The organism is Variovorax sp. UMC13, from assembly GCF_014170375.1.
Taxonomy (GTDB): Bacteria; Pseudomonadota; Gammaproteobacteria; order Burkholderiales; family Burkholderiaceae_C; genus Variovorax.
Genome location: NZ_LZZW01000023.1, coordinates 72,355 through 87,393 on the forward strand (window position 1 = coordinate 72,355; position 15,039 = coordinate 87,393).

Annotated in this window: 13 protein-coding genes and 1 other RNA gene; 4 read left to right on the plus strand and 10 right to left on the minus strand. The window is 67.2% G+C overall.

Annotated features, from left to right (window positions below; genetic code table 11):
• Positions 1–77 precede the first annotated feature (77 nt).
• The 10 genes from lapB to gyrA all read right to left on the minus strand — a co-directional run bounded on the left by lapB (position 78) and on the right by gyrA (position 12,226).
• Positions 78–1,253 carry a lipopolysaccharide assembly protein LapB gene (gene lapB, locus A9977_RS18220; protein ID WP_183026284.1) on the minus strand — a complete coding sequence of 392 codons (1,176 nt, stop codon included), beginning with the start codon at positions 1,251–1,253 and terminating at the stop codon, positions 78–80.
• Positions 1,243–1,560, minus strand: a complete 318-nt coding sequence (locus A9977_RS18225) for a lipopolysaccharide assembly LapA domain-containing protein (protein ID WP_183026285.1) — start codon at positions 1,558–1,560, stop codon at positions 1,243–1,245. The genes lapB and A9977_RS18225 overlap by 11 nt, the downstream gene beginning before the upstream one ends.
• 48 nt (positions 1,561–1,608) lie before the next feature.
• On the minus strand, positions 1,609–1,920 hold the full coding sequence (locus A9977_RS18230) for an integration host factor subunit beta (protein WP_183026286.1): 312 nt from the start codon (positions 1,918–1,920) through the stop codon (positions 1,609–1,611).
• Between the two features lie 73 nt (positions 1,921–1,993).
• The gene (rpsA, locus tag A9977_RS18235; RefSeq protein ID WP_183026287.1) at positions 1,994–3,679 is read right to left on the minus strand and encodes a 30S ribosomal protein S1; all 1,686 of its coding nucleotides are present in this window, start codon (positions 3,677–3,679) and stop codon (positions 1,994–1,996) included.
• A 163-nt stretch (positions 3,680–3,842) separates the two neighbouring features.
• Positions 3,843–5,840 (minus strand): bifunctional 3-phosphoshikimate 1-carboxyvinyltransferase/cytidylate kinase, encoded by a 1,998-nt coding sequence (locus A9977_RS18240; protein ID WP_183026288.1) that lies wholly within the window; start codon positions 5,838–5,840, stop codon positions 3,843–3,845.
• 2 nt (positions 5,841–5,842) lie between these two features.
• Complete coding sequence (locus A9977_RS18245; RefSeq protein ID WP_183026289.1) at positions 5,843–6,712, minus strand: prephenate dehydrogenase/arogenate dehydrogenase family protein; 870 nt, start codon at positions 6,710–6,712, stop codon at positions 5,843–5,845.
• Positions 6,713–6,720: 8 nt separating this feature from the next.
• On the minus strand, positions 6,721–7,833 hold the full coding sequence (gene pheA / locus A9977_RS18250) for a prephenate dehydratase (protein ID WP_183026290.1): 1,113 nt from the start codon (positions 7,831–7,833) through the stop codon (positions 6,721–6,723).
• A gap of 36 nt (positions 7,834–7,869) precedes the next feature.
• A complete protein-coding gene (gene serC, locus A9977_RS18255; protein ID WP_220811919.1) occupies positions 7,870–8,937 on the minus strand; it encodes a 3-phosphoserine/phosphohydroxythreonine transaminase in 1,068 nt (355 codons plus the stop codon).
• A gap of 50 nt (positions 8,938–8,987) precedes the next feature.
• Positions 8,988–9,521, minus strand: a complete 534-nt coding sequence (locus A9977_RS18260) for a DUF2059 domain-containing protein (RefSeq protein ID WP_220811899.1) — start codon at positions 9,519–9,521, stop codon at positions 8,988–8,990.
• 53 nt (positions 9,522–9,574) lie between these two features.
• Positions 9,575–12,226 carry a DNA gyrase subunit A gene (gene gyrA / locus A9977_RS18265; RefSeq protein WP_183026293.1) on the minus strand — a complete coding sequence of 884 codons (2,652 nt, stop codon included), beginning with the start codon at positions 12,224–12,226 and terminating at the stop codon, positions 9,575–9,577.
• A 222-nt stretch (positions 12,227–12,448) separates the two neighbouring features.
• Here gyrA and ompA point away from each other — a divergent pair, with 222 nt between their 5' ends.
• The 4 genes from ompA to ssrA all read left to right on the plus strand — a co-directional run bounded on the left by ompA (position 12,449) and on the right by ssrA (position 14,959).
• The gene (gene ompA, locus A9977_RS18270; protein WP_183026294.1) at positions 12,449–13,111 is read left to right on the plus strand and encodes an outer membrane protein OmpA; all 663 of its coding nucleotides are present in this window, start codon (positions 12,449–12,451) and stop codon (positions 13,109–13,111) included.
• Between the two features lie 70 nt (positions 13,112–13,181).
• On the plus strand, positions 13,182–13,892 hold the full coding sequence (ubiG, locus tag A9977_RS18275) for a bifunctional 2-polyprenyl-6-hydroxyphenol methylase/3-demethylubiquinol 3-O-methyltransferase UbiG (RefSeq protein WP_183026295.1): 711 nt from the start codon (positions 13,182–13,184) through the stop codon (positions 13,890–13,892).
• The gene (locus A9977_RS18280; protein WP_183026296.1) at positions 13,892–14,560 is read left to right on the plus strand and encodes an HAD family hydrolase; all 669 of its coding nucleotides are present in this window, start codon (positions 13,892–13,894) and stop codon (positions 14,558–14,560) included. The genes ubiG and A9977_RS18280 overlap by 1 nt, the downstream gene beginning before the upstream one ends.
• Before the next feature lie 12 nt (positions 14,561–14,572).
• Positions 14,573–14,959, plus strand: a transfer-messenger RNA (tmRNA) gene (gene ssrA / locus A9977_RS18285).
• Positions 14,960–15,039 lie beyond the last annotated feature (80 nt).

Below are 15,039 nucleotides of genomic sequence, written 5' to 3' on the forward strand. Positions count from 1 at the left end.
TTAGGTGCTCTTCGAGCCCGGGAGCAAGGCAGGGATTCCCCGCAATGCGAATGGCCTACGGCGCGTGCCGTGGCCGTTCAGAGTTCCTCGACGCGGCGCGGCGGATAGCTGTCCCAGGCCTGGCAGCCCGGGCAGTGCCAGAAGTACTGGTGCGCCTCGAAGCCGCAGGCCGCGCAGCGGTAGCGCATCAGCGGCCGGGTGGCCTGGTCGAGGGCGCGCTGCACCTGCGGGTGGAACTGCTCGTGCGCGAAGGTCTCGCCGGCCAGCCAGCGCGAAGCGGCCACCAGCGACGGCTGCCGGGCGAGGTGGGCGATGTAGCCGTCGCGCGGTTCGGCCGGCGCGTCGCCGGCGGCCTCGGCGCGCACCGGCGTGCCGCCGAGCGCGATGATGGCTTCGAGCACGTCGATCGACGGCGTCTGGGCATAGCGCGCCTGCAGCAGGGCCAGTGCATCGCCGCCGCGCTGTGCGCCCACGGCCGCCTGCTGCAGCGTGGCGGCATAGAGCGGCAGGGCCAGCGGTGCGCGCTCGCTCAGCGCGGCCAGCGTCTCGAAGGCCTGCGCCGGATCGCCGTTGCGCAGTTGCAGCGTGGCGGTGTCGATGGCCGGGCGGGGCGCCTCGGGCGCGAGCGCCACGGCCTGCCGCAGCAGCGCGCCGGCGGCGGTGGCGTCGCCCATGGCCACCTGCTCGGCCGCCTGTTCGCAGAGGTGGTGCGCGCGCCGTGTGCTGTAGCTGGCCTGCTCGGCATCGTCGAGCTTCTGCGCCACGTCGGCGGCCTGCGCCCATTCGCGCGAGCGCTCGTAGATGGCCAGCAGCGCCAGCCGCGATTCGTTCTCGTAGCGCGTGCCTTCGAGCTTCTGCAGCGCGGCTTCGGCGCGGTCGAGCAGGCCGGCGCGCAGGAAGTCCTGGGCCAGCGCATGCTGCGCGCGCTCGCGGTCGGCACGCGACAGGTCGCCGCGGCCCAGCAGGTGCTCGTGCACGCGCACCGCGCGCTGGTACTCGCCGCGGCGGCGGAACAGGTTGCCCAGCGCGAAATGCAGCTCCTGCGTGTCGGGGTCGTTCTGCACCGCCTCGATGAAGGCGTCGATGGCCTGGTCCTGCTGCTCGTTGAGCAGGAAATTGAGGCCGCGGAAGTAGGCCTTGGGGGCCTGCCGGTTCTCCAGCTTCAGCTGACGGATGTCGAAGCGCGAGGCCAGCCATCCCAGCACGAAGGCCGCGGGCAGGCTGAGCAGCAGCCAGCTGAAATCAAAGTCCATGTTGTCTGACGGCGGGCAGGTCGGTCGGCGGGATGGCGGGGGCGGGCGCCGCGGGAACGGCGAGCGCGTCGGGGACGGCGGCAGGGCGCTGCGCGGCGGCCGCGCGGTGCTTCCACCAGCCGGGCAGCATGCCCAGCGCGCCCACCACCAGGCCGCCCGCGAAGGCGGCCAGCACCACCAGCACCAGCGGCGCGCGCCACGAGGTGCCGAAGAAGAAGTAGACGGTCGCGTCGTGCTGGTTGTTCAGCGCGAAGGCGAAGAGGGTAAAAAAAATGGCTGCCTTGAGCAGCCACAGGAGGTATTTCATGATCGTCACCGGTGGCGGGACGATTCTAGGGGGTCGTCGGGCCCGGTTTCAGGCCTTGTCGGCGGCATCCAGTTCGGCGGTGCGTGCATCGACCGCCTCGCGCAGGGCCTTGCCCGGCTTGAAGTGCGGCACGCGCTTTTCCGGGATCTGAACGCTTTCGCCCGATCGCGGATTGCGTCCGATGCGCGGCGGCCGCCGGTTGACCGAGAAGCTGCCGAAGCCGCGGATCTCGATGCGGTGCCCACGCACCAGCGCGTCGCCCATCGCATCGAGGATGGTCTTGACGGCGTACTCGGCATCGCGGTGCGTCAGCTGCGAGAAGCGGGCTGCGAGTTCTTCAACGAGGTCGGAACGTGTCATGGGCCTGCGAAAAAAACGAAGACGAAAAAAAAGACAGAGCGGCCCGAAGGCCGGCTCTGTCTCCTGGGACAGCTTACTTGTCGCTGTTGTCCAGCTTGGCGCGCAGCAGGGCGCCCAGGCTCGTCGTGCCCGCGTTCTCGCGTGCCGACTGCTGGCTCAGGCTGGCCATGGCGCCTTGTTCGTCGACCATGTCCTTCTGCTTGATCGACAGCTGGATGTTGCGGGTCTTGCGATCCACGTTTACCACGACGGCCGTGACTTCGTCGCCTTCCTTGAGCACGTTGCGGGCATCTTCGACGCGGTCGCGCGAGATTTCCGAAGCACGCAGGTAGCCGATGATGTCTTCGCCGAGGTCGATCTCAGCACCACGGGCGTCCACGGTCTTGACCTTGCCGGTCACGATCTGGCCCTTGTCGTTCACGGTGGTGAACGTGGTGAAGGGGTCGCTGTCGAGCTGCTTGATGCCCAGGCTGATGCGTTCGCGGTCGACGTCGACTGCGAGCACCAGCGCCTCGACTTCCTGGCCCTTCTTGTAGTTGCGAACCGCGGCTTCGCCGGTTTCGTTCCACGAGAGGTCGGACAGGTGAACCAGGCCGTCGATGCCGGCAGCCAGACCCACGAACACGCCGAAGTCGGTGATCGACTTGATCGGGCCCTTGACGCGGTCGCCACGCTTCGTGTTCTGAGCGAACTCTTGCCACGGGTTGGCCTTGCACTGCTTCATGCCCAGGCTGATGCGGCGCTTGTCTTCGTCGATTTCCAGGACCATGACTTCGACTTCGTCGCCCAGCGAGACGATCTTGTTCGGAGCGATGTTCTTGTTGGTCCAGTCCATTTCGGAGACGTGCACCAGGCCTTCGATGCCGGGTTCGAGTTCGACGAACGCGCCGTAGTCGGCGATGTTCGTGACCTTGCCGAACAGGCGGGTCGATTGCGGGTAGCGGCGCGAAACGCCCATCCACGGGTCATCACCCATTTGCTTGAGACCCAGCGAGACACGGTTCTTTTCGGTGTCGAACTTGAGGATCTTGGCGGTGATTTCCTGGCCGGCCTGAACGACTTCGCTCGGGTGGCGGACACGGCGCCATGCCATGTCGGTGATGTGCAGCAGGCCGTCGATGCCGCCGAGGTCCACGAACGCACCGTATTCGGTGATGTTCTTGACCACGCCGCGGACCACAGCGCCTTCCTTCAGGGTTTCCATCAGCTTGGCGCGTTCTTCGCCCATGCTGGCTTCGACCACGGCACGGCGCGACAGCACGACGTTGTTGCGCTTGCGGTCGAGCTTGATGACCTTGAATTCCAGGGTCTTGTTCTCGTACGGGGTCAGGTCCTTGATCGGACGCGTGTCGATCAGCGAGCCCGGCAGGAAGGCGCGGATGCCGTTGACCAGGACGGTCAGGCCGCCCTTGACCTTGCCGCTGGTGGTGCCGGTGACGAAGTCGCCCGATTCCAGGGCCTTCTCGAGGGCCAGCCACGAAGCGAGGCGCTTGGCGGTGTCGCGCGAGAGGATGGTGTCGCCGTAGCCGTTTTCAACGCTGCCGATGGCAACGGAAACGAAATCGCCGGCCTGGACTTCGAGTTCGCCCTTGTCGTTCTTGAACTCTTCGATTGGCACATACGCTTCGGACTTCAGGCCGGCGTTGACCACCACGTGGTTGTGCTCGACGCGCACGACTTCGGCCGTGATGACCTCGCCGGTGCGCATTTCGGAACGCTTCAGGGACTCTTCGAATAGGTCGGCAAAAGATTCAGACATGTGTCATTTCCTTCCGTCACGCAGGGTTGGCAGCGGCACGATTGCGACTGCACTGGGGTCTGGCGACGGCGGTTGGGTTAAGGGCTTGGGGCCCGGTGGGTTGTAAAACCAGCAGATCGGTGCGCTGACGCGCGGCGGGGACCGGCTGGACGGAAAACACCCCTCAAGACTTCTTGAAGGGCTGTAGCGCCTGCCACCAGTCCAGTACCTGCTCGATCGATTGCGCGATCGAGAGCTGGGAGTTGTCCAGGTGGCGTGCATCCTTCGCCGGCTTCAGCGGCGCGACACTGCGGGAGGAGTCCCGGGCGTCGCGTGCTTCCAGGTCGGAGCGAAGACTGTCGAGTGTAGTCGAAATACCCTTTGAAATCAACTGCTTATGCCGGCGCTCGGCACGCTGCGCGGCGCTGGCCGTGAGGAAGACCTTGAGCGCCGCGTCGGGGAAGATCACGGTGCCCATGTCGCGGCCGTCGGCCACCAGGCCGGGCAGCTGGCGGAAGCGCTGCTGGAGCGCCAGCAGCGCGGTCCGCACGCCGGGCAGGGCTGAGACGCGCGAGGCGTCCATGCCGGCCGCTTCGGTGCGGATCGCATCGCTCACGTCCTCGCCGTCGAGCATGGCCTTGCCCTTGACGAACTGCAGCGGCAGCGCCTGGGCCAGGGCCGCGATCTGCGCCTCGTGGGCGGGCACGGGCTCGAGCCCGGCGCGGCGCGTGACCAGCCCGGTCACGCGGTACAGGGTGCCCGAATCGAGGTAGTGGTAGCCCAGCGCATGCGCGACTTCCACCGCCAGCGTGCCCTTGCCCGAGGCCGTCGGCCCGTCGATGCAGATCACCGGGATCCCGGTCGGCTCGATCACCTCGAACAGGGTCTCGAAGTAGTCGGGGAAGGTCTTGGCGACGCAGTGCGGATCGAGGATGCGCACCGGCAGCCCGGCTGGGTTGAAGGCGGCCAGCGAGAAGCACATCGCGACGCGGTGGTCGTCGTAGGTCTTGATGCTGGCGGCGCGCCAGCCGGCCTTGGCCAGCGGATGCACGCGGATGAAGTCGGGGCCGTCCTCGACCGTCGCGCCCAGCTTGCGCAGTTCGCAGGCCATGGCGTCGATGCGGTCGGTTTCCTTGACGCGCCAGCTGGCGATGTTGCGCAGCGTGCTCGGGCCGTCGGCGTAGAGCGCCATCACGGCCAGCGTCATGGCCGCATCGGGGATGTGGTTGGCGTCGAGGTCGATGGCCTTGAGCGGCCAGGCGTCGCGTGCCACCCGCAGCCAGTTGGGGCCGCTCTCGACCTGGGCGCCCATCGCGCGCGCGGCCTCGACGAAGCGGATGTCGCCCTGGATCGAGTCGGCGCCAACGCCCTCGATGCGCAGGCCGTCGCCGGTGGCCGCCAGCGCGCCCAGCGCGATGAAGTAGCTGGCCGACGAGGCATCGGCCTCGACGTGGATCTCGCCCGGCGAGCGGTAGCGGCTGCCGGCCGGAATCGTGAAGTGCTGCCAGCCCTCGCGCCGCACCGCGATGCCGAAGCGCGCGAGCAGGTTGAGCGTGATCTCGATGTAGGGCTTGGAGATCAGCTCGCCGACCACGTCGATCACGATGTCGCGCGTCGCCACCAGCGGCAGCGCCAGCAGCAGCGCGGTCAGGAACTGGCTCGACACGTCGCCGCGCACGCGGATGGGGGCGTCCAGCGACAGCGTGTGGGGCGGCACCGGGTGGATGCGCAGCGGCGGATAACCCGGGTTGCCCAGGTAGTCGATGCGGCAGCCGAGCTGCGTGAGCGCGTCCACCAGGTCGCCGATCGGGCGCTCGTGCATGCGCGGCACGCCGCTGAGCTCGAAGTCGCCGCCCAGCAGCGCCAGTGCGGCGGTGAGCGGCCGCATCGCGGTGCCGGCGTTGCCCAGGAAGAGCGCTGCCTGCGGCGTGCGCAGGCGCCCGCCCAGGCCCTCGATGCGCAGCGCGGGGCCGGTGGCGTCGACCTGGCAGCCCAGCGCCCGCAGGGCGTCGAGCATGACGCGCGTGTCGTCCGAATCCAGCAGATCGTGGACCGTGGTCGTGCCTTCGGCCAGCGCGGCCAGCAGCAGCACGCGGTTGGAGATGCTCTTGGAGCCGGGCAGCCGGACGACGCCCGAGGCGGCGACGAAGGAGGGGAGGTCGAGGAAGGGGGACGAGAACATGTTCAGGAAGCCGGCGTGCGTCGCCAGTCGGAGCGGGTCTGGCGGGCCTCGGCGATGGCGTTTTCCAGCGCCTGCGCGTCGCCGGCGCCGAGCATCGCTTCAAAGGCCTGCAACTGGGCGCGAAAGGCCTGCGACTGCAGCAGCACCTGCTCGCGGTTGGCCAGCAGGATGTCGCGCCAGACGGCCGGGTCGCTGGCGGCGATGCGGGTGAAGTCGCGGAAGCCGGGGCCGGCGAGTTCGAGGAAACGGGCGCCGTCGGGCTGGGCCGCGAGGCCGTTGATGAAGGCGAAGGCCAGCATGTGGGGCAGATGGCTCACGGCCGCGAAGGCGCTGTCGTGGGCCTCGGGCGTCATGGTCAGCACCTGCGCGCCGACGCCCGTCCAGAGCTGCGAGGCGCGCTGCACGTTGGAGCGCAGCGTGGTCTTGGTGGGCGTGAGGATCACCTGGCGGCCGTCGAACAGCGAGGCCTCGGCATGCTCGACGCCCGCGACTTCCTTGCCGGCGATCGGGTGGGCCGGCACGAAGCTCGCGAACTGCGTCTGCAGGCCGCGGCGCGCGGCCTCGATCACGTCGCCCTTGGTCGAGCCGACGTCCATCACCAGCGTGTCGGCCGAGACGCCGTGGCGGATCGCCTTGAAGGTGGCTTCCGAAGCCGCCACCGGCACCGCCACCAGCACCAGGTCGGCGCCCGAGACGGCCAGCAGCGCCGAGGGCGCCGCGACGTCGATCACGCCCAGCTGGCGCGCGCGTTCGGTGGTGGAGGGCGACTTGCTGTAGCCCACCACGCGCTTGACCAGCTTGGCGCGCTTGAGCGCGAGGGCGAAGGAGCCGCCGATCAGTCCGCAGCCGATCAGGCCGAGCTGCTCGAACATCGGGCCGCTCACGCGGTGACGGGGTAGGCGCCCAGCACCTTGTAGAAGGCGCACAGCGTCCGCAGCTCGGCCAGCGCGGCCGCCACGTTGGGCTGCGACGGATGGCCGTCGAGGTCGATGTAGAAGTAGTACTCCCACTGGCCGGTGCGCGCGGGGCGCGACTCGAAGCGGGTCATCGAGACGTTGTTGGCCTTGAGCGGCATCAGCAGGTCGTGCACCGCGCCCGGCTGGTTGGGCACCGAGACCACCAGGCTGGTGCAGTCGCGGCCCGAGGCCGGCGGCATCGCGAGCGTCTGCGGCAGGCAGATGATGGCGAAGCGGGTGCGGTTGTAGGAGTCGTCCTGGATCGCGTGCGCCACGATGTGCAGGCCGAAGCGGGTGGCGGCGCGGTCGCTCGCCAGCGCGGCCCAGGCCGGGTTGCCCGCGGCCAGGCGCGCGCCTTCGGCGTTGCTCGAGACGGCGCGGCGCTCGGCGTTCGGCAGGTGCTTGGACAGCCAGGTCTGGCACTGTGCCAGCGCCTGCGGATGGGCCAGCACGGCTTCGATCTCGCCCAGCGAATTGGTGGTGCGCAGCAGGTGGTGGCGCACCAGCAGGCTGACCTCGCCCACCACATGGGTCGGCGAATGCAGGAACAGGTCGAGCGAACGTGTGACCACGCCTTCGGTCGAGTTCTCGACCCCGACCACGCCGTACTGGGCGCTGCCCGCGGCGGTGGCGTGGAAGACCTCGTCGAAGCTGGCGCAGTAGACCAGGTCGGCGGCGCCGCCGAAATACTCGACCGCGGCCTGTTCGCAGAAGGTGCCCTCGGGGCCGAGCACCGCCACGCGCTGCGGCGACTCGAGCGCCAGGCAGGCCGACATGATCTCGCGCCAGATGGCCGCGATGTGCAGCCCCTTGAGCGGGCCGGTGTTGGCCTTCTGCATCTTGTCGATGACCTGGGCCACGCGGTCGGGCCGGAAGAAGGGCGTGCCCTCGCGCTTCTTGACCTCGCCGACCAGCTCGGCCACATGGGCGCGCTGGTTCAGCAGGTCGATCAGGCGTTGGTCGAGCGAGTCGATCTGCACGCGCAGATCGGCCAGGCTGGCGGATTGGTCGGAAGGCGAGGAGGGGGTGTCGGACATCGTGCGAGAAAAAAAGCGGGCGGCCCTGGCACTACGCTAGGCGCGCGATCGCTCGAATTCTCGCATGTAGGCCACCAGCGCCTGCACGCCTTCCAGCGGCATGGCGTTGTAGATGCTGGCGCGCATGCCGCCGACCGACTTGTGACCCTTGAGCTGCAGCAACCCGGCTTCGCGCGCACCGGCCAGGAAGGCCTCGTTGCGGCCCTCGTCGGCGAGGAAGAAGGGCACGTTCATGCGCGAGCGGCAGTCCGCGCTGATGCGGTTGGCGTAGAAGTCGGAACCGTCGATGAAGTCGTACAGCAGCGCGGCCTTGGCGGCGTTGCGGCGTTCCATCGCGGCCACGCCGGTCAGCTCGCCTTCGGTCTGCCGCAGCAGCCAGTCGAAGGTCAGGCCGGCCATGTAGATGCCCCAGGTCGGCGGGGTGTTGTACATCGACTGGTTGTCGGCCACCGTCTTGTAGTTGAAGGCGCTGGGGCAGATCTCGAGCGCATGGCCCAGCAGATCGTCGCGCACCACCACGATGGTCAGGCCGGCCGGGCCGAGGTTCTTCTGCGCGCCGCCGAAGGCCAGGCCCACGCGCGACCAGTCGACGCTGCGCGAGGCCACGTGCGAGGAGAAGTCGATCACCAGCGGTGCGTCGGAGCCCAGCGCGGCCAGGTCGGGCAGCGTCTGGAACTCGATGCCGTTGATGGTCTCGTTGGTGCACACGTGCACGTAGGCGGCACCGGGCGTGAGCCGCCAGGTCGACGGGTCGGGCAGCTGCGTGTGTTGGTCGTCGGCGTTGCTGGCGACGATGCGGGCGTCGCAGTAGCGCTTGGCTTCCTTGTGCGACTTGATGCTCCAGCTGCCGGTGACGACGAAATCGGCCACGCCGCCGCGCGACAGGTTCATCGGCACGATGGCGTTCTCGCCGAGGCCGCCGCCCTGCATGAACAGGATCTGGAAGTTCGACGGGACGGCGAGCAGCGCGCGCAGGTCGGCTTCGGCCTTCGCGTAGATCGCGCCGAATTCCTTGCCGCGGTGGCTCATCTCCATCACGCTCATGCCGCTGCCGTGCCAGTCGAGCATCTCGGCTGCGGCTTCGCGCAGCACCGCCTCCGGCATCGCGGCCGGACCGGCGGAGAAGTTGTAAGGGCGCGCGCCCGCCGGCCGGGTCACTTCTTGGCGGGGGCTTTGGCCGCGGGCTTGGCCGCCGGTTGCGCTGCCGCCGGCTGGCCGTCGGTCGGGGCGCCCAGGGCCTTGGCCACGCTCACGTTGAGCGCCTGCAGCTTGGGGTCGATGGTCGGGCGAACGTCGGTCACCAGCTTCTGCGTGAGCGCGGAGCCCAGCTGCGGGTTCAGTTCGGCGAACTTCTTGTTCAGCGGCGAGCTGAGCCAGGCGATGAGCTGGCGCAGTTCGTCTTCATTGAAGTTCTGCTCCAGCAGCGGGCCCACGGTGCTGGGTGCCAGCTGCACGGCCTTGTCGCGCACGATGGGGAAGGCTTCCTGCACGTACTTCTGCACTTCGGCTTCGGCCGCCTTGCCCAGCGCTTCGCGCTTTTCCGGCGGGACCTGCGTCTGCAGGTATTCGCCGCCGGCCTGGAGGATCGGCGATACGGAGTCGTTGACCAGGATGCGGGCCATGCCGTCGATGGCCGGGCGCTGGACCTCGAGCAGCTGCTTCACGAGCGCGGCCTTGTCTTGGGCCATGGCGATCGAACTGGCTGCCAGTGCGACCGTCAGGACCGCAAGCTTGAATTTATTCACTGAGGATTCTCCGTTGAAGGTGTGGAAGTATCGTCTGCGCCGGACTCCGGCTCGCTCTCTGCGATCGCGTCGTTCTCGACGATGCGCTGCAAGCCGCTGAGCTTGGCGCCTTCGTCGAGACCGATGAGCGTGACGCCCTGCGTGGCGCGTCCGAGTTCGCGAATTTCGGCGACACGGGTGCGCACGAGCACGCCCTTGTCGGTGATCAACATGATCTCGTCGTCGGCATGCACCAGCGTGGCCGCGACGACCTTGCCGTTGCGCTCACTCTGTTGAATGGCAATCATGCCTTTGGTTCCCCGGCCATGACGGGTGTACTCGGTAATGCTTGTGCGTTTTCCGTAACCATTTTCGGTCGCGGTCAGCACGCTCTGCAGCTCGTCCTCGGCCACCAGCATGGCGATCACGCCCTGGCCGGCCTCGAGCGACATGCCGCGCACGCCACGCGCATTGCGGCCCAGCGGACGCACGTCCTCTTCGTCGAAGCGCACCGCCTTGCCGCCGTCGCTGAACAGCATCACGTCGTGCTTGCCGTCGGTCAGCGCCGCGCCGACCAGGTAGTCGCCGTCGTCCAGGTTGACGGCGATGATGCCGCCCTTGCGCGGGTTGCTGAACTCGTCGAGCGCGGTCTTCTTGACCGTGCCCATCGAGGTCGCCATGAAGATGTACTGGTCGGCCGGGAAGGTGCGCTTCTCGCCGGTCAGCGCCAGCACGACGTTGATCTTCTCGCCTTCCTGCAGCGGGAACATGTTGACGATCGGCCGGCCGCGCGAGCCGCGCGAACCCGCCGGCACTTCCCATACCTTGAGCCAGTAGAGCCGGCCGCGGTTCGAGAAGCACAGGATGTAGTCGTGCGTGTTGGCGATGAAGAGCTGGTCGATCCAGTCGTCGTCCTTGGTCGACGTCGCCTGCTTGCCGCGGCCGCCGCGCTTCTGCGCGCGGTACTCGCTGAGCGGCTGGCTCTTGATGTAGCCGCTGTGCGAGAGCGTGACCACCATGTCGGTGGGCGTGATCAGGTCCTCGGTCGACAGGTCGAAGGCGCTGTGCTCGACCTGGCTGCGGCGGGCGCCCAGCTTGGTCTGGCCGAACTCCTGCTTGATGACGCTGAGTTCGTCGCCGATGATCACCGAGACGCGTTCGGGCTTGGCCAGGATGTCGAGCAGGTCGTCGATCTCCGCCATGACTTCCTTGTACTCGGCGACGATCTTGTCCTGCTCCAGCCCGGTCAGGCGCTGCAGGCGCATCTGCAGGATTTCCTGGGCCTGCGTTTCCGACAGGCGATAGAGGCCGTCGGCGCCCATGCCGTAGTCGCGCTCGAGGCCGTCGGGGCGGTAGTCGTCGGCGTTGATCACGCCGCCGTCGGCGCGCGTGCGGGTGAGCATCTCGCGCACCAGCTTGCTGTCCCACGGGCGGCTCATGAGCTCGGCCTTGGCCACCGGCGGCGTCGGCGATTCGCGGATGATCCGGATGAACTCGTCGATGTTGGCCAGCGCGACGGCCAGGCCCTCGAGCACGTGGCCGCGCTCGCGCGCCTTGCGCAGCGTGAAGACCGTGCGGCGCGTCACCACTTCGCGGCGGTGCTGCAGGAAGACCTGGATCAGGTCCTTCAGGTTGCAGAGCTTGGGCTGGCCGTTGACCAGCGCCACCATGTTGATGCCGAAGGTGTCCTGCAGCTGGGTCTGCTTGTAGAGGTTGTTGAGCACCACCTCGGGCACTTCGCCGCGCTTGAGCTCGATCACCAGGCGCATGCCCGACTTGTCGGACTCGTCCTGGATGTGGCTGATGCCCTCGATCTTCTTCTCGTGCACCAGCTCGGCCATGCGCTCCTGCAGCGTCTTCTTGTTGACCTGGTAGGGCAGCTCGTCGACGATGATCGCCTGGCGCTGGCCGCGGTCGATGTCCTCGAAGTGGCAGCGCGCGCGCATCACCACCTTGCCGCGGCCGGTGCGGTAGCCGTCCTTGATGCCGTTGATGCCGTAGATGATGCCGGCCGTGGGGAAGTCGGGCGCCGGGATGATCTCCATCAGCTCGTCGATGCTGGCCTCCGGGTGCCGCAGCAGGTGCAGGCAGGCGTCGACCACTTCGTTGAGGTTGTGCGGCGGGATGTTGGTCGCCATGCCGACCGCGATGCCGCCCGAGCCATTCACCAGCAAATTGGGCAATTTGCTCGGCAGCACCGCCGGCTCTTTTTCCGAGCCGTCGTAATTGTCCTGGAAATCGACCGTTTCCTTGTCGATATCGCCGAGCATTTCGTGCGCGATTTTCGACAGCCGAATTTCGGTATACCGCATTGCCGCGGCCATATCGCCGTCGACCGAGCCGAAATTGCCTTGGCCATCGACGAGCATGTGGCGCATCGAGAAGTTCTGCGCCAGCCGCACGATCGTGTCGTAGACCGACTGGTCGCCGTGCGGGTGGTACTTGCCGATCACATCGCCGACGATACGAGCCGACTTCTTGTAGGGCCGGTTCCAGTCGTTGTTGAGTTCGTGCATCGCGTACAGCACGCGACGATGCACCGGCTTGAGGCCGTCTCTCGCATCGGGCAGGGCCCGCCCGACGATCACGCTCATGGCGTAGTCGAGATAACTGCGACGCATTTCCTCTTCGAGGCTGATGGGGAGTGTTTCTTTGGCGAACGAGGTCATGGGCAGCAGAGAGACGGCAAGGAGCGAATTTTACGCTTCTGGCGGTGTCGTGCCGCAGCAACACAAGGCCCGTATTCCGCCGCCGTCCTACGCTTCCGGCCCCTCTGGCGGGCTGTTTGCCAAAGACCCTATGGCACAATCACCTCAACGTTTTGGGTGGTGGTCACTTAAAGCGTCCTTGATTCGCAGCGCGGCTGCGGCTTTTTCCCCAAGAGGAGAACCATGAAGAAACTGAATAAAGTGGCGATGATGTTTGCAGTCGCTGCGCTCGCCACTGCCGCCGGCGCGCAGAACCGTGTCACCGCAGCAAATGGCGGTCCCGTGATCGACAACTGGCAAAACGGCACCGGCGAGCTGGTCTGGAAGAACGGCACGAACGAACTGTGCTGGCGCGATGCCAACTGGACGCCCGCAACGGCCGCCAAGGGTTGCGACGGCGCACTGGTTCCGGCTGCTGCACCTGTCGCTCCGGTCGCAACGCCTGCCACCCCGGTCGTGCCCCCGGCACCCCCGGCCCCGCCCGTTGCTTCGAAGGTGACCTTCGCTGCTGACGCATTCTTCGACTTCGACAAGTCGGTTCTGAAGCCCGAAGGCCGCGCCAAGCTCGACGACCTCGTGTCGAAGATCCGTGACGTGAACCTCGAAGTCATCATCGCCGTGGGTCACACCGACTCGATCGGTACCGATGCCTACAACCAGCGTCTGTCGGTTCGCCGCGCAGAAGCCGTCAAGGCATACCTGGTGACCAAGGGTATCGAACGCAATCGCGTCTACACCGAAGGCAAGGGCGAGAAGCAGCCAGTGGCTGACAACCGCACCAAGGAAGGCCGCGCGAAGAACCGTCGCGTGGAAATCGAAGTGGTCGGCACCCGCGCCAACCGTTGATTCGAAAGAATCTTCGAATGAAACCCCGCCTCGGCGGGGTTTTTTTATGGGCTCTTCCATAATGGCTTCCATGACAGATCAAGTGAACGCCGACCCGGCGGAACTCGCCAAATTCTCCGAACTGGCCCACCGCTGGTGGGACCTGGAAAGCGAGTTCCGACCGCTGCACGAAATCAACCCGCTGCGCCTCGAATGGATCGAGGGCCTGGCGCCCATCGCCGGCAAGCGTGTGCTGGACGTGGGCTGCGGCGGCGGCATCCTGGCCGACTCGATGGCGCGCAAGGGCGCGGAAGTGTTGGGCATCGACCTGGCCGACAAGGCGCTCAAGGTGGCGCAGCTGCACGCGCTCGAGGCGTCCACCCAGGGCGTGAAGTACCGCGAGGTCAGCGTCGAGGCGCTGGCCGCCGAGCAGCCGGGCAGCTTCGATGTGGTGACCTGCATGGAGATGCTGGAGCACGTGCCGCAGCCGGCCTCGGTCGTGAAGGCCTGCGCCGCGCTGGTCAAGCCGGGCGGCTGGGTGTTCTTCTCCACCATCAACCGGAATGCCAAGGCCTTCCTGCTCGCGATCGTCGGCGCCGAGTACGTGCTGGGCATGCTGCCGCGCGGCACCCATGAGTACCAGAAGATGATCCGCCCGAGCGAACTGGCCGCGCATTGCCGCGCGGCGGGGCTGGACCTGCGGCACACACGGGGCCTCGAACACAACCCGGTGACGCGGCGCTACTGGCTCAGCGCCGACACCAGCGTCAACTACATGTTCGCCACCAGGAAGCCGGCTTGATGGCCGCCCCCGCACTCCAGGCGGTGCTCTTCGACCTGGACGGCACCCTGGTCGACAGCGCGCCGGAGCTTGGCGCCGCCGCCGACAAGATGCGCACCGATCGCGGCTTGTCGTCCTTGCCCCTGGAGCGCTACCGGCCGATGGCCGGCGCCGGGGCCCGCGGCATGCTGGGCATCGCCTTCGACATCACGCCCCAGTCGCCGGACTTCCCGGCCCTGCGCGAGGAGTTCTTCGTGAACTACGAGGCCCGCATGCTGCTGAACACCCATGTCTTCGATGGCGTGTCGGAACTGATCGACGCCCTGGCGCAGCGCGGGCTGGCCTGGGGCATCGTGACCAACAAGTCGAAGCGCTTCACCGATCCCCTGACCCGTTCGATCCCGGTCTTTGCCAGCGCGGGTGCGGTGGTGAGCGGCGACACCACGCCCCACGCCAAGCCGCACCCGGAGCCGCTGTTCGAGGCCGCGCGCCGGCTGGGGCTGGACCCCACGCGCTGCGTGTACGTCGGAGACGACGAGCGCGACATCGTGGCGGGCCGCGCCGCGGGCATGCGGACGGTGGCCGCCACCTACGGCTACATGGGTGCACAGGCCGATGCCGCGCTGTGGAACGCCGATGGCGCCATCGATTCTCCGATGGCGCTCTTGCAATGGCTGAATAGGGCCTAAAATGGGAAGCTTGGGGCTGCACTGGTTTCGACGTGGGTTCGGAATCGCAGCGGTGCATGTCGAGCTGAATGCGCTCGTAAAACAGATTCAAACAAACTAACTGCAAACGACGAACGTTTCGCACTCGCTGCTTAATTGCCAGTGAGCCTTGCAACAGTTGGCCGATGGGCTGGGCAAGGGGGTGACAGAGCAATCTGACGCCTCCCGGCTGCAAGGATAATTACATGGGCTGGTCTCGATCCGGGTGCCTTGGGTCGGGACAAGAAAATAGGGCACTGGCGTCCGGTGTAGCGTGCGACTGCGCGACTCCGGAAGCGAGATCCAAATCAGACCGCTAAACATGTAGACCTGCGCGATGAAGGCTTGCGGACGGGGGTTCAAATCCCCCCAGCTCCACCACTCATGACAACGCCTGCCAATGGGAGACCACTGGCAGGCGTTGTGTTTTTCGGGCCCAGATGGTCACGTTTTGGCAGGCG

Excerpts from the sequence above, each read along its gene's own strand:
- A9977_RS18245 (WP_183026289.1), bottom strand. The coding sequence starts at position 6,712 with ATGTTCGAGCAGCTCGGCCTGATCGGCTGCGGACTGATCGGCGGCTCC.
- ubiG (WP_183026295.1), top strand. The coding sequence starts at position 13,182 with ATGACAGATCAAGTGAACGCCGACCCGGCGGAACTCGCCAAATTCTCC.
- A9977_RS18230 (WP_183026286.1), bottom strand. The coding sequence starts at position 1,920 with ATGACACGTTCCGACCTCGTTGAAGAACTCGCAGCCCGCTTCTCGCAG.
- A9977_RS18225 (WP_183026285.1), bottom strand. The coding sequence starts at position 1,560 with ATGAAATACCTCCTGTGGCTGCTCAAGGCAGCCATTTTTTTTACCCTC.
- lapB (WP_183026284.1), bottom strand. The coding sequence starts at position 1,253 with ATGGACTTTGATTTCAGCTGGCTGCTGCTCAGCCTGCCCGCGGCCTTC.
- A9977_RS18260 (WP_220811899.1), bottom strand. The coding sequence starts at position 9,521 with ATGGCCCAAGACAAGGCCGCGCTCGTGAAGCAGCTGCTCGAGGTCCAG.
- A9977_RS18240 (WP_183026288.1), bottom strand. The coding sequence starts at position 5,840 with ATGTTCTCGTCCCCCTTCCTCGACCTCCCCTCCTTCGTCGCCGCCTCG.
- gyrA (WP_183026293.1), bottom strand. The coding sequence starts at position 12,226 with ATGACCTCGTTCGCCAAAGAAACACTCCCCATCAGCCTCGAAGAGGAA.
- A9977_RS18280 (WP_183026296.1), top strand. The coding sequence starts at position 13,892 with ATGGCCGCCCCCGCACTCCAGGCGGTGCTCTTCGACCTGGACGGCACC.
- ompA (WP_183026294.1), top strand. The coding sequence starts at position 12,449 with ATGAAGAAACTGAATAAAGTGGCGATGATGTTTGCAGTCGCTGCGCTC.
- pheA (WP_183026290.1), bottom strand. The coding sequence starts at position 7,833 with ATGTCCGACACCCCCTCCTCGCCTTCCGACCAATCCGCCAGCCTGGCC.
- rpsA (WP_183026287.1), bottom strand. The coding sequence starts at position 3,679 with ATGTCTGAATCTTTTGCCGACCTATTCGAAGAGTCCCTGAAGCGTTCC.
- serC (WP_220811919.1), bottom strand. The coding sequence starts at position 8,937 with ATGCCGGAGGCGGTGCTGCGCGAAGCCGCAGCCGAGATGCTCGACTGG.